Below are 14,057 nucleotides of genomic sequence, written 5' to 3'. Positions count from 1 at the left end.
AATTATTACCTTACATTAAACTTTGCTTGCAAAGCTTTTAATTTTTCTTCATCTGACATCACTTTTCTTGGTTTTGTCATTCTCTCTTTTATTTGTCTTAAAACCTTTTTAGTATACAAAGGAAACTCTGCATTTTGAATCCATGAGTTATAACCTGGATTTTCTTTTAGTACTTCTTCTACTGTCCTTCCTTTATACTTTCCAAATGAAAAAATTTCTTGCCCTCCATCATCAAAAAGAATAAACCCAGCAAAATCAGCTCTCTCTCTATGAGATGAAAACTCACTTAAAGCTTCAACTGAGTTTTCAATATCTGAATATTTCTCAAGCTGTGCTTTTAAAATCTCATAAGTTGCTAAAGTATCCGCCTCAGCAGAATGTGCATCATCTAAATCTTTACCACAATAAAATTTATAACCCGCGCTCAATGTTCTTTGTTCCTTTTTGTGGAATATTACTTGAACATCTACTGCTTTTCTATTTTCCATATCAAAATCTATTCCTGCCCTCAAAAGCTCTTCTGCCAATAAAGGAATATCAAATCTATTAGAATTAAAACCAGCTAAATCAGCTCCTGCAATCATTTCGTTAACTTTTAATGCTAACTCTTTAAAAGTTGGCTCTGACACAACTTTTTCATTTGTAATCCCATGAACAGCTGTAGCCTCCTCTGATATTTGTATTTCCGGATTTACAAGCCACGTTTTACTTTCTTTATTACCATTAGGAAATACTTTTAGAATAGAAATTTCGACTATTCTATCTGTTGCTATATTAATTCCTGTTGTTTCTAAGTCGAAAAATACGATTGGTTTTTTTAAGTTTAATTCCATTATTTAATCTCATGAGATCTTTATTCTTAATCCCTTTTCTTTTATTTGTTATTTAATTGTTTTTTAAAAAATTCTAATTTATCAATAATATCTTTAGGTAATCTAGGCTCTTGAAAATTACACTTTTCCATTTCAGTGCATAAAATTTTTGCCACTAAATATCTCGCAGTCGGTTTATCATCAGCTGGAATAATAAACCAAGGAGCATAAAATGTAGATGTTTTTTTAATAGTATCTTCGTAATATTCTTGATATTTATCCCATAATTTTCTCTCTTCTAAATCTCCTTCAGAAAATTTCCAATTTTTTTCAGGGGTATTCAGCCTCCTTAACAATCTACTTTTTTGTTCCTCTTTAGAAAGGTGTAGAAAAAATTTTAGAATTGTAGTACCACTTTTTTTTACATGATTTTCAAATTGATTTATTCTGTCTATTCTTTCATTATAAAAATCATCATTAATATCATCAATATTTTTAATTGATGGAATATTTTCTGATAAAATATATTCAGGGTGAACTCTTGTTACCAAAACATTTTCGTAATGAGTTCTATTAAAAACCCCTATTTTTCCTCTTTCAGGGAGTGCGATATAATGCCTCCACAAAAAATCATGTTTTAATTCTTTCTCTGTTGGAACTTTAAAGCTATGAACAATAACTCCCCTTGCATTAACATCTTTAAATACTTCGCGAATTAAACTATCTTTACCCGCTGTATCCATTCCTTGTATGCAAATTAAAAAACTTCTTTTACCCTCTGCATACATCGTATCCTGGAGTTTGCTAATTTTTTTTCTTAGTACTTTTAATCCCTTCTTTGCGTCTATTATTAGCTCTTTGGTTGAAATTTTATTCAAAGAAGATGTATCAGAAGCTCTATAATTATTTACGTCCATGACCTGTTTTAATGATAGGATAAAAATACTAAAATTAAAGTGTTTTATCGTTTATTTACAGTTGCTATTTAAACAGTATTTTAAAAACTATTTTGACAAATTTCTAATTATTCAGTACTTTTATATTACAAACATCAAATACAGGAATAAAACAAATATTAAAATAAAAATAGTATTCGAAAAGTCAAAGAATTTGTCAATTTCTATTCACATATAAAAAACCCGCTTTCAGTTGCTTAAATTTAAAATTATGAAATCTTTTGGAGCCTATAAAACAGCCCCCCTCCTATAAAATATAAAAAAACATCAACAAAATCTGATGTATACCTGTTTGAAATCTTAGGTAAATAGTATTCAAAAAAAATAGAGTACCCAAAGCAAACATATAATATATATATTGTGGGGATTATAAAAACATAGTCACGCCTTAACCTTCTTATTAAAAATAAACAAACTAAAAGAACTATAGGGACTATCAACAAATCATTTAAATAAAACTGAATAATTGTTGGTAAAGGAATTTCTAATTTTTGTAAACAGTAAACTAATAGCCCACTGATACAAGAGAACAAAAAGTACCCAAAAATATACGTTTCTCTTTTCAAAATTTAATTTTATCCTGCTGCAACCATAGCTATGAACCAAGCCAAAAAAGCCCCTACTGCACTAATAATTAAGAAAACAGAATGTAGAATCCACCCAGCAATTTGATATATAAAAAATGGATGTCGAATTAACCGAATTGCTAATCCTGGATTTTCAAGCTCTATTTTAGCTAATTCTATTTGTTGTTTTTTAAAACTCTCTTCTTTAAGTTTTTTTTCTTTTTTAAAAGATATCAGGGCACCACAATTTTTACAATTCTCTGAATTTGCAGAAAAAAAACCACAATACTTACACTTTATTAGTGAATTAATTTTAGACATTTTGCTTATCAAAAGAATACTTATTTTTTCTTTTAAAAGGCCTTATGATAAGCCTAGTTTCCCGATCGAACCGTATATAATTATATACCCAATTCATAAACACAATTACTTTATTACGAAACCCTATTAATGAAAATAAATGTACAAACATCCATACAAACCAAGCAAAAACCCCTTGAAACTTTAATTTTGGCAGATCTACTACTGCTTTATTTCTTCCAATAGTAGCCATTGAGCCTTTATCAATGTAAACAAATGATTTTTGCAACTCACCTCTTAAATCCGATATAATATTATTAGCCAGCAATTTACCCTGTTGAATAGCAGGTTGTGCCATCATAGGGTGCCCTTTTTTAAACTTATCATTTTTCATGCATGCCACATCTCCAACTGCATAAATATTTTCATGCCCCAACACTTTACTAAACTCATCTACGCCAATTCTATTTGATTTAACATCGATAGAATCAACTGAAATACCCTCTATGCATGCTCCCTTTACACCTGCGGCCCAGATAACTGTCTCGGCTCGAAAATTATCCTCTCCATTAGTAATCACCGTACCGCCATCATAATCTAAAACTCTTAAATCTTTCCATACATCTACCCCTAATTTTTTTAAAAAATCTTCTGCTTTTTTAGAAGCTTTCTTACTCATTCCTGCAAGTAAATTATTACCACTTTGAATAAGATTAATTTTCATTTGTCTTATGTCTAAATCAGGATAATCCTTTGGTAAAATACCTTTTTTCATTTCAGCCAATGCACCTGCCAATTCAACTCCAGTTGGACCTCCTCCTACAATAACAAAATTCATAAGAGCTCTTCGTTTTTCTAAGTCAGATTCAAGTAACGCTTCTTCAAAATTTTCTAAAATTAAACTCCTTATGTTCAGCGCTTGTGGAACTGATTTCATTTCCATTGAATACTTTTCAATATTTTGGATACCGAAAAAATTAGTTTTTGACCCTGTTGCCATTACTAGAATATCATAATTTAGAGATCCTATAGTGGTTTCAACATTGCATGTTTCTGGATCAACCTTTAGAACTTCAGCTAATCTGAAGTAAAAGTTTTCTACATCATTAAACCTTTTTCTCAGTGGAAACGCTATACTATCGGGTTCCAACCCACCCGTAGCTACTTGATACAATAAAGGCTGAAAAGTGTGGTAATTGTGTTTATCAATAAGTACAACTTGTAGTTCTTGATTTTCTAATCCTCTAGCAACAGCCAATCCAGCAAAACCGCCTCCAATAATAAGAACTCTTGGATAACTGGTTTGGGGTATATTCATAAATTATTTATTTATTAACAAAGTTAATAAAAACAATGATTCTATTGATATTAATAAAATAATTTAAATCACAATACCAAAAAATACATAACACACTGTATTACAACAAATAATCTTTCGTGACAAAATTTAAAACTTTCAAGCATCAAAACTTTACCTTCATGACATAATCGAGTTAATACGCCTTTTTTTTATTGAAATTTGAAGATATCATAAACGATTAAAAACCAATAAACATGGAAACACTTATCTCATACGCTACGCACGAGCCCGTGGTAGCTGCGTTGCAAGAGATTTTATCTGAAGATCCAAAAATGTCATTAGCACTTGAATCTTCATTAAATATTGCTGATAGAACAGCAAAGAAAAAACTTAATAAAGAATTATACAAAGCCATAGATCATGTTTTCCAAGGAAACGGATGGCCTACTACTGTTACTCACTATTTAGATTATCTTGATCTTTATGTACGTTTAATACCTAACGAAAATATCGATCCAGAATATCCCAATGCCTGGAAAAGCACTAATCAAAAAAATGGATACAATCAAAAGGTATATGATCTTTTGTGTCAATTTCATTGGCTTATAGATCAAAAAATACCTGGTACAAATTTATCGATGTCTAGTTTTGAAAAATTTGCTAATTGGTTAGTAGATTTTTCTAAAACTTGGGGAAGCTTTCTTGATACAGAAGAGTCATTAACAAAAGAAAGTTTATTGTCGTTTAAGCACGATCCAATGTATAACTTTCCTCTATACGCTAATGATGAAAAAAACTGGAAAACATTCAACCAATTTTTCTACAGAGAGTTTAATGACGTAGATCCTGAAACTGGAATAAGTCCTTTAAGACCTATCGCTGAACCTATGAACAATAAAACAATTGTGTCTCCAGCTGATTGTACTTACAAGCAACACTATCCAATTGATGGTCAAGGAAATGTTCTTGACAAAGAAGGAATCAATACTCGTATTTCATTAAAGGGTACTCACAAGATTGGAACAATCAATGAACTTTTAAAAGACAGTGAATTCGCTTCTGAATTTTATAATGGTACTTTTGTTCATTATTTTTTAAGTCCTTTCGATTACCACAGATTCCATACTCCTGTAAGCGGAAAGATACTTGAAATTAAACCAATTGAAGGAAAAACCTACTTAGGTGTTGAATTGATGGAAGACGGTCAATGGGATGCTCCTGATAATGCTAAAGATGGCTATGAATTTAATCAATCGAGAGGTTTAGTAATTATGGATGCTGGACCTGAAGTTGGTTTAGTTGCTATTTTACCTATTGGAATGAGTCATGTGTCAGGTGTTGATATGTACACTGACTTACAAGATAAAAATGTTGTAAAAGGACAAGAATTTGGTAAATTTAAATTTGGAGGATCAGATGTTATTATGTTATTCCAAAAACAACCAAAAGACTTATACTTATTTAAAAACGATCCTGAGCAAAACCCTATTCATTTTCAGTACGGTCAAACTGCTGTTTACTGCAAATAAAAAGACCCCCATAAATATGTCTTAAAGCATGTAGGCCTGGTACTATTTTAGTATCTGGCCTACTTTATTTTAATTAAAATCAAATTATTACAAACCCGTTGCGCATTTTGAAAAAGCCACACAAATAATTAAATATCAGTAATTTGAAATTTAAATACTTTAGTTTACATGGTCAACTTTCAAGTAAATTACGATAAAATACTTAGGGTTTTAAAAGAATTAGACTCTAACATGAATTATTTATATCAAATTCGCAAACCTAAACTTAGAATAAAGAAATAATAGCTATTGATTTAACTTCATAATATGTAAGTATGATAGTGAATGTCAACTTTTCAGAATACTTCCATGTAATTTATTAACAAAAATAGAGCATAGCATCTATAATAAACGAAAACGTAAATTGTTTTATTTCAAGAAATCACTTCGTAAATCTATGGTTCTTAAACTGAGTCAATCTGCATAATGTTATATTGTTGATAGCATACCTTTAGAGGTATGTAAGCTATCGAAAAGTTCTAGAAGTAAGATTTGTAAAGAGCAAGACTATAGGTTGCCTGAGAAAGACTATTGCGCTAGTCAAGCGAAGATACAAACTTCACGTCTATTCTGTACAAAGCCTTATAGAAAATACGGATATTAGTCCAGCTTCGGCACATAATATCAATTATTTAAAAAATATTAAATATCAATTCAAAGATTGTACCTTGTTAGAAGTTAGAGGATATTTATCTGCCGACTATCAACTAAATTTATTTGAAAATTATAATATCAGAATACAAACTCCTGTGAGAATTAACCAATATAACTATAAAAGCAACATTATATATTTAAAAAATCTAAAAACGAATAGAAACATTGTTTTCCAACTTTATGATCAATTTATGATTAGAAAAAATTATACTTAATCTTTTGAAGTATTTAAAAATAGAATATTATCTAGAATTACAGTAATGACAGTAATTCAATTCGTTAACAGGCTTGAACATGAATAGGTTTTAATTCAATAGAAATATTAATAAACTGAAAATTAACACCACCTTAATGCACAGCGGGTTAGTATAAACACTCTTAAATAGTAAAAGTTCTTTTTTAAAAAGTAACGTATTCTATGAAATCCCATCAAAGTCATTTTAGATTAAGATATAAAATGCTCCAAACAAAAACAACGTAACCCAAATTAGTAACATTATACTCTTACAATATATTTTACGAATAAACCATAACTGAGATTCTAGAGTCTAGAATAACCATAAAAAGGCGGTCAATGGTTAAAAAAGTATACTTTTTTGAATTAATATTAACTCATTGAATAATAAATTACCTGTCTTTAAACAAAAAACCCTCATAATTATATGAGGATTTTTTAATTAATCAGGATTATTGTTTTGATTAATTTATCTTATTTTTATAGCACTATATCTAATACTTGTATTACTTACAGGAACAAACGTAAAGACTAAATTCACAAAATTATCCAATTTTGCAGGTTGATCTACATACAACCCGCTAGGATCAAAAACAACATCTAACAATGGTTGTATAAAAGGTAAAATACCCGGAGCATTTGAGCCCGTTTGAGTCAATATCATTTTTTTATCCACAATTTGCTTTGTAAAGCCAACTTGAATAACTCCAATGTCAGTTTCAACTTCAAAAATTCCACTGTCCGAAATTAAATTAATAAAATTAATTTGTCTTATTTCAAAAGGATTAGCACTATTCAACCCTTGTAAAAGATTAATAAATGCCGGTGAAGAATAATCTGGACTAAAGTTAGGACTATTGTATGCTGGTTGATGAAACCACAATACTGAGGGTAATTCCAGATAACCATCAGGTAAAATAGCAGGTGCATTAACGTATTTAAGTGTTATTTTCACTCCATTTGACTCCGCTATAAACTCATCAGTAACTGCATCATATACAAAATCAGATAAAACACCACCACCGTACTCAATTGCAGGTTTAATACTAAATCCATTTTGAGTAGGACTTAAACCAAAATCAAATTTTTCTTCACCACCATTTTCGGTTATGTGCACTGCTTGTACATATCTTCTATTTTCATTAAAATTAAATGAAAATATTTTTGTTTCTCCTTCAGACTCCAGTATCATATCCCTGTATATTGATTTGAGTGGATTTTGTATGATATTATCAGCTAACATGTCTCTATTTGCCGTCAATACAGTAGTCCAATCTATCCCTGAATCAACTTTCTCAAAAATCAACTCTTTAAAATTCTTCACATCTCTAAATACTAACTTATCTTCTTCAATACTATATATTGAAAATTCAAAAGCACCCAAATAACCTTGACCACGCAATCCAGCATCCGGAAAATTGGTAGCATCAGATAATTCATGAATTCTTCCTTTAGTCGAAAAACTTAATTGCACTGTTGCCCCTTCTGAAATATTATATTGGCTAATTGTAGATGTTAAGTCACTTGTAAAATCAGAGGCCATCTCAACCATTTTCTCATCCGTAAACTTAAAGAAAAAAGTAAACCCTCCTAATACTTCCTCATCAGTAAAATATCTAGCTATCCATCCATTTTCCGAAGACATCAGTATATTTCTTAATTCTTCAGTTTTTTTTGTTTTTCTAACAGTGGCAGATTGATCAAAAAGAGCCCCGCTATCATCATCTTGACATGCGTTAAACAATAGCAGTGTCAATGCGATAAAAATAATTTTCTGTATATATAACTTCATAATTTTCATTTTTTTTAAGGAACAATCACTTTGTCTACATTAGCGGCTACTACTGCTTGTAATTCGTATAAATCTATATTAAACTCTTTTTTGTAATAATCTACCACAAAAGCCTCCTTAATCCTTAAATTTTGCTTTGCTTCATCACTTGTTATACCCTCAATAATAGCATCATAACTTGACTTATCATTAGAAAGCATAATATTTACCATCTCAGCAAAGTCTTCAAAAGGATTTGATCTTGCATAGGCAGTAATATACCCCAACTCTCTTGATCCCGGAATTGTTTCATTATACCATTGTGCTGTATAATTACCTGGTGTTATTTGAGAATACGTAGGCTCGTCAAAAGGAATTGTTTGATTTAAAATATGTACATATTCATGCTGAATGGTTGATAAAAATTGCATAATACTTCCAAGATTATTGGAATCTCTATCAGAGTAATCAATCGTATCAACATTAAAAAAAACAATTTTTTTACCCCCTTCCGCGAACCCTAGAGTAATGGTCCCTGAAGGATTTAAATTGAACCCACCAACTAAAACAATACTTCTAGGAGCAATAATTTTCACAAAATCTTCTCCTCCTACTTGACTATAAGAATCAAGCCATATCGTTTTAACAGCCTCCATTGCTTGCTTTACACGTTCAACTTTAGGTGGAAATAGAAACCTATTAAAGTCAACTTCATCATCATCCCATTCATATTGAACATCAATATTATAAGGAACAACAAAATTATCCCTCAACCACACATCCAACTCTGTTAATACTGGAGTTGAAGTATCTAAATCACTAATAGTAACCTTTTCTTCTGTATTACAAGAAACACTTAAAGTTACAACAAATATTAATAAAATTATTTTTTTCATACTACTACTTTTTTAACGAGGATTATCTTCTAAACCTGCATTTATGGCGGTAACAGGTACTTTTAACACTTTTCTTAGATCCATTTTATCGAGAACTAGAGGTGCTCCAAATTGTGTTATTTTATGCTCTACTTGTAAATTAAACCTTCTGACATCAAACCATCTTAAGCCTTCATGAACAAACTCTCTTCTTCTTAACTCTGCTATAAACTTCACGAAAGAAGTTTGCTTAGCATTCATTGTATAAAATGGCGTATATTCATTAGGCACAACGGGATACTGGCTTTCAACCATAATTTCTGTTAATACGTCAGTAGCAGGATCATGATTCATTGTCTTTTTTGAAAGATAAACATTCAGATCATTTAAAGCACTGCCGTAATCTTCTTTCATAACATATGCCTCTGCCCTATTTAATAAAACCTCATCTCTATCAAATAAAACCACACCAACAAATGGCAAACCGATATTTGCAGTAGGATTGGTTACTCTAAAATATTCCTCATACTTAGGAAGTCTAAAAAACTGATCAGTTCCATAAACAGCATAAGCCCAAGGCTTTACAAAAGGATTACCATTAATAAATAATTCTTCCAATTTACTTACTGACAATCCATAACTTGTACGTGTAAAACGTCTTGCCCAAACACTTAAAGTTGAAGCCATTAACAAATTAGACTCCTCGTCTTTACTTGCATACAATAGACTGTTCTGATCATACGTTAGCGGACGATAAGCGACCATATCTCTTAATTGCACTTGTGGATTTGATACTGCATCAGAAGCATACTTTATAACCTTATCCCAATCTCCTTTGTATAAGAAGAATCTAGCTGCAAAAGCAGCACCTGCTTCTTTTGTAAAATGAAACTTAGGTGAATCATATCTATTTTCGACTTTATTTAACCCTTCAAGCAAATCTGACTCAATATAGTCATAAGTTTCCTGTAAAGTACCTCGTTTGTATTCTTTGATAAATTCTTCTTCTGATTCTAACACATAAGGAATACCTAAATCTGCAGAAGCTGTGTTTGGATCATAAGGTTTTGACCAAAAATTAGCAATCATAAAATGATTGTAAGCTCTTGCTAGTAATGCCTCTCCTTTTTGCGCATCCAAATCAAACTTTCCTTGTAATTCTGTAATAGCATCCAACGCAGCGTTGGCCTGAGCAATTGCTTCATAAGAACGATTCCAAAAATAATTTGGAGAATCTAAATCTGTCGTAAAATCAGTAAGTTCATCCCAATTATACAAATCTGTTTCAAAACGATTGTCATCATTGAGTGCTGTTTTTCTATCTGAATTATCCGACATAATTTCAGCCATTCTTTGATAATTACCCTCAGAATAAGCACCTGTAATTAATTGAGAGATTTTATCAGGACTATCAATTGTTGTTCTATTATCTGGAAGCTCAGATAAATACTCGTCACAGCCTAATGACATAAAGATCAAGGCAAGTAACATTAATTTTATATGTGTATTATAATTTAATTTCATGATATTAATTGTTAATTATAATCCTAGGTTAATTGAAAAGGTGTATTGTCTCCTTATAGGTAATGCCACACCACCTGTTTGATAAAATTCAGGATCTTGACCATTTAAAGCGTCATCTGAGTATATTAAAAACAAGTTAGTCCCCTGAAACCTAAGCCTTAAATAATCCAACCCTAAGTTATCCGTTAATTCTTTATTAAAAGAATATCCTAATGCAATATTTTTCATTCTAATAAAAGAACCGTCTGCCACTCGTGCTGTAGAGTAATTGTAAGCATTGTAAGCACGTTCTAAATTTGTATTATTACGAATATCCCTTAGAGAAGCTATTGTCGGAATATTGGTCACATTTTCATCTCCTGGTAACACCCATCTGTTTTGAAAATCTTTAGAGAAAACATCTAAGTCATCATATTCATCTTCAAATAATGGATTTAACCTTATTTTATTACCGCCAGCGCCAGAAATCAAAACACTTAAATCCCAATTCTTATACTTGAAGTTATTGGTAAAACCACCTTGAACATTTGGAACTACTGATCCCTCATAGTGCAATAAATCGGCCAGCCCTTCTGTTTCCTGAAAATAAATATCGTTAACTGGGTCTTTACCTTCACCTAAATCAAATGTTGGATACCCTCGTTCGTTAAGACCATCAAATTTGAAGGAAAACAAAGATTGAATTGGATATCCTTCTAAATTTCCACCTGTTTGATCGATTAAATCTAATGCAATAGGTTGATTTTTCAATTCCGTAATTTCTTGGTTTATGTAAGAAACATTAAAGTTCGTTGTCCAACTAAAATCATCGGTACGAATATTTTTAGTGTTTAAGTTAAGTTCATACCCAGTTACATCAACGGTAGCATTGTTTCCTTGTTTTATAAATTCACCTCCAATACCAGAACTTCTTACAAAATCGATGTTATCAAAAATATCTCTTTTAAAAAAATCAGCACTTAATTGAATGGAATTATCAAACATGCCCAAATCAACCCCTAGATTCAATTCATATTGTTTTTCCCATGTCAAATTATTATTAGCTAGATCCTCTATATTTAAAAAATTCTCCCTATCAGAAACATTTAATCGATCAGTAATTTGACTTCGATATATAGCTAGAGAATTCGTTGCATTCCCTGGGGTGGCTGTTAAACCATAAGACGCTCGAACACCTAAATTATTAATAGAACGTGAATTAATCACAAAATCTTCTTCCGTAGCATTCCATTTAGCACTAACAGAGCCAGTAGGTAACCAACGAGAACTTGAACTTCTCCCTTGTCTATTTGACCCATCATACCTTCCTGTTAAAGTAAAAATATATTTGTCTTTAAAAGAATAAGTTGCTTTTCCGAAAAAAGCGACAGTTCGCTCTCTTTCTTCCTCTACCTCAAAGTAGTTTTCCCCATCGGCAATAAGTTTTTCGAGTAAACGTGCATCTGTAAACGGCGTATATCCATTATTATACTGTAAACCATACCCAGTAAAATTATCTTTTACCCTATCCACATACCTCATTTCTTGTCCCATAAATAAATCTAACCCATGGTTTTCATTGAAAAGATTACTATATGACAATGTATTACGCAAATAATACGAAGTCATATAATTATTTGTTTTGATAAATAAACCTCCTCTTGGAAAAACAGGTATAGGATCAGATAATGGATTATCTGGATCTCTGTAAAGAAAAATGTTAGCATCTCTTACAATGGTAGTCTCATTGGCATTATAAGCCCCTACTACATTTGAATTTCTTCTAACCTGGTGTTCTGTAGCACTATTTACGTATCTAGCAGCAGAATTAAATGTATAAGTCCAATTATCATTAACCTTATAATTAGCATCTAACTGAAAACGTATATCATTAACATTTAAGTCAATAAAATTATTATCAAGCTCTTCTAAAATATTGAACGGTGCCCAATTATTTCTGTAATACTCCAAATTATTGGCATTATCTCTAGGTCGTATGGTTCTTGAGGTATTTAAAGCATATGAGAACGGATTTATATCAAAATCACGTCCAACAGTTCCATTAACAACATCGCTCTCTCTACTAAAAGTCCCTGGGGCCTTTTGATCTCTAATAGAAGCAACTGTTGCTACCGTAACATTAAATTTATCTGAGAAAAAATAAGTATTCCTTAAATTAGAAGTCAATCTTTTTACTTCTTCCGAAATTGACCACCCTGGGTCCGAAAAAAAGCTCAATGAGGCGTAAGTAGCATTTTTTTCACTTCCGCCTGTAACACTAATTGAATGGTTTTGAGTCATCGACCTCCTAAATAAAGTTTTAAACCAATTCGTATTAGCCAATTCATACTGTTGTAAAAAACGACTCCTTGCTTCAGGAGTGTTTGGTAACAAAAACTGTCCTGTTGAGGGGTTATACGTATTAATCTGCTGTTGCATAATGGAATAAACTCCTCCAAACCTTGCCTGAGCTACGGCAGACGGATTTAAAAAACCTTTACTCTCTAGTTCTTTTAAAATACTCATGTTTTCTTTGGAGTCAAGGATATCAAAATTACTATAAGAAGGAATATCCCTCAGCGCCTGCTCCAGATTATAAGTAACTTTTAAAGGTGCTTCTTTCTTACCTGCTTTAGTAGTTATAACAACAACCCCATTTCTAGCACGTGCTCCATACAATGCAGTAGCTGAAGCGTCTTTTAAAATTTGGACGTCTTTAATATCATTTGCATTGATCCCTGCAATTGAAGAACTCAATAATGTTTGTGAATCACCATTAGTAATAGCTTCTAAACCAGTTGAATCTATTATATCCTCTTGAACGATTCCATCAATAACGTATAATGGCGAATTATTTCCAAAAACAGAAGATGCCCCTCTAATGGTTATGTTCGGTGCTGCACCAAAAGTTCCAGAAATATTTTGAATGTTAACACCTGCTGTTCGTCCTTCCAACATTCTAGTGACATCTACAACACCATCAATTTTTAAATCTGCTCCCTTTACGATACTTGATGCTCCTGTAAACTTCTTACGTTTTATCGTCTCATAACCCGTTGTCACAACAACCTCGTTTAACTGTTCAGAAGAATCTTCCAACTTAACGTTGATAACATTTGAATCAGCCACCTTAATTTCTTTGGTTTCTTTACCCAAAAACATAAACATCAAAGTAGCTCCCTTATTAACCTTGATAGAATACTTACCGTCGAAATCTGTTTCAGTTCCCTTTACTGTACCTTTAATTATTACAGATACTCCTGTCGCAGGACCAAAATCGTCTGTGACGATTCCGGAAACTACCATTTCCTGTGCAAAACTAATTTGCGTTATCACCAGCAGGATGCAGGTGATAATTAATTGTAATTTTTTTTTCATTCATTAATTGTAATTAAGTTTTATTTTCCCAAAACTATGTTAAATTAATACAAATAACAAAAAAATAACAATAAAACATTAAATCATACATATTTTTAAAGCCAAAAAAAACAATAAAAACTATTATTTTAGCATAAAA

Annotated in this window: 9 protein-coding genes and 1 pseudogene; 2 read left to right on the top strand and 8 right to left on the bottom strand. The window is 31.4% G+C overall.

Annotated features, from left to right (window positions below; genetic code table 11):
- Nucleotides 1–5: 5 nt before the first annotated feature.
- From ACSIGE_RS14035 to ACSIGE_RS14020, 4 genes are all read right to left on the bottom strand, one after another.
- Nucleotides 6–833: an exonuclease domain-containing protein gene (locus ACSIGE_RS14035; protein WP_440880501.1), complete on the bottom strand. Its 828-nt coding sequence runs from the start codon at nucleotides 831–833 to the stop codon at nucleotides 6–8.
- A 41-nt stretch (nucleotides 834–874) separates the two neighbouring features.
- Nucleotides 875–1,729: a PPK2 family polyphosphate kinase gene (locus tag ACSIGE_RS14030; RefSeq protein ID WP_440880500.1), complete on the bottom strand. Its 855-nt coding sequence runs from the start codon at nucleotides 1,727–1,729 to the stop codon at nucleotides 875–877.
- Between the two features lie 614 nt (nucleotides 1,730–2,343).
- On the bottom strand, nucleotides 2,344–2,655 hold the full coding sequence (locus ACSIGE_RS14025) for a hypothetical protein (protein ID WP_440880499.1): 312 nt from the start codon (nucleotides 2,653–2,655) through the stop codon (nucleotides 2,344–2,346).
- On the bottom strand, nucleotides 2,648–3,952 hold the full coding sequence (locus tag ACSIGE_RS14020) for an NAD(P)/FAD-dependent oxidoreductase (RefSeq protein WP_440880498.1): 1,305 nt from the start codon (nucleotides 3,950–3,952) through the stop codon (nucleotides 2,648–2,650). The genes ACSIGE_RS14025 and ACSIGE_RS14020 overlap by 8 nt, the downstream gene beginning before the upstream one ends.
- A gap of 236 nt (nucleotides 3,953–4,188) precedes the next feature.
- Between ACSIGE_RS14020 and ACSIGE_RS14015 the strand changes: the two genes are divergently transcribed.
- Entirely contained in the window at nucleotides 4,189–5,463 is a 1,275-nt protein-coding gene (locus ACSIGE_RS14015) for a phosphatidylserine decarboxylase (RefSeq protein ID WP_440880497.1), read from the top strand.
- 168 nt (nucleotides 5,464–5,631) lie between these two features.
- A pseudogene (locus ACSIGE_RS14010) lies at nucleotides 5,632–6,465 on the top strand (IS982 family transposase).
- 395 nt (nucleotides 6,466–6,860) lie between these two features.
- Here the strand turns inward: ACSIGE_RS14010 and ACSIGE_RS14005 are convergent.
- The 4 genes from ACSIGE_RS14005 to ACSIGE_RS13990 are packed head-to-tail and all read right to left on the bottom strand — an operon-like array spanning nucleotide 6,861 to nucleotide 13,918.
- Nucleotides 6,861–8,183, bottom strand: a complete 1,323-nt coding sequence (locus tag ACSIGE_RS14005; RefSeq protein WP_440880496.1) for a DUF4302 domain-containing protein — start codon at nucleotides 8,181–8,183, stop codon at nucleotides 6,861–6,863.
- A 14-nt stretch (nucleotides 8,184–8,197) separates the two neighbouring features.
- Nucleotides 8,198–9,058 (bottom strand): substrate import-associated zinc metallohydrolase lipoprotein, encoded by an 861-nt coding sequence (locus tag ACSIGE_RS14000; RefSeq protein ID WP_440880495.1) that lies wholly within the window; start codon nucleotides 9,056–9,058, stop codon nucleotides 8,198–8,200.
- Between the two features lie 12 nt (nucleotides 9,059–9,070).
- On the bottom strand, nucleotides 9,071–10,561 hold the full coding sequence (locus ACSIGE_RS13995; protein ID WP_440880494.1) for a RagB/SusD family nutrient uptake outer membrane protein: 1,491 nt from the start codon (nucleotides 10,559–10,561) through the stop codon (nucleotides 9,071–9,073).
- Nucleotides 10,562–10,576: 15 nt separating this feature from the next.
- Nucleotides 10,577–13,918: a SusC/RagA family TonB-linked outer membrane protein gene (locus ACSIGE_RS13990; RefSeq protein WP_440880493.1), complete on the bottom strand. Its 3,342-nt coding sequence runs from the start codon at nucleotides 13,916–13,918 to the stop codon at nucleotides 10,577–10,579.
- Between the last annotated feature and the right edge of the window lie 139 nt (nucleotides 13,919–14,057).

The organism is Tenacibaculum profundi (assembly GCF_052050075.1).
Taxonomy (GTDB): Bacteria; Bacteroidota; Bacteroidia; order Flavobacteriales; family Flavobacteriaceae; genus Polaribacter.
Note: the sequence above shows the minus strand (reverse complement) of the source record. Positions and strands in the feature narration are given on the sequence as shown.

Bases quoted from the DNA above. Each gene is read 5' to 3' on its own strand.
- ACSIGE_RS14025 (WP_440880499.1), bottom strand. From the start codon at position 2,655: ATGTCTAAAATTAATTCACTAATAAAGTGTAAGTATTGTGGTTTTTTT.
- ACSIGE_RS14000 (WP_440880495.1), bottom strand. From the start codon at position 9,058: ATGAAAAAAATAATTTTATTAATATTTGTTGTAACTTTAAGTGTTTCT.
- ACSIGE_RS14020 (WP_440880498.1), bottom strand. From the start codon at position 3,952: ATGAATATACCCCAAACCAGTTATCCAAGAGTTCTTATTATTGGAGGC.
- ACSIGE_RS13995 (WP_440880494.1), bottom strand. From the start codon at position 10,561: ATGAAATTAAATTATAATACACATATAAAATTAATGTTACTTGCCTTG.
- ACSIGE_RS14035 (WP_440880501.1), bottom strand. From the start codon at position 833: ATGGAATTAAACTTAAAAAAACCAATCGTATTTTTCGACTTAGAAACA.
- ACSIGE_RS14030 (WP_440880500.1), bottom strand. From the start codon at position 1,729: ATGGACGTAAATAATTATAGAGCTTCTGATACATCTTCTTTGAATAAA.
- ACSIGE_RS14015 (WP_440880497.1), top strand. From the start codon at position 4,189: ATGGAAACACTTATCTCATACGCTACGCACGAGCCCGTGGTAGCTGCG.
- ACSIGE_RS13990 (WP_440880493.1), bottom strand. From the start codon at position 13,918: ATGAAAAAAAAATTACAATTAATTATCACCTGCATCCTGCTGGTGATA.
- ACSIGE_RS14005 (WP_440880496.1), bottom strand. From the start codon at position 8,183: ATGAAGTTATATATACAGAAAATTATTTTTATCGCATTGACACTGCTA.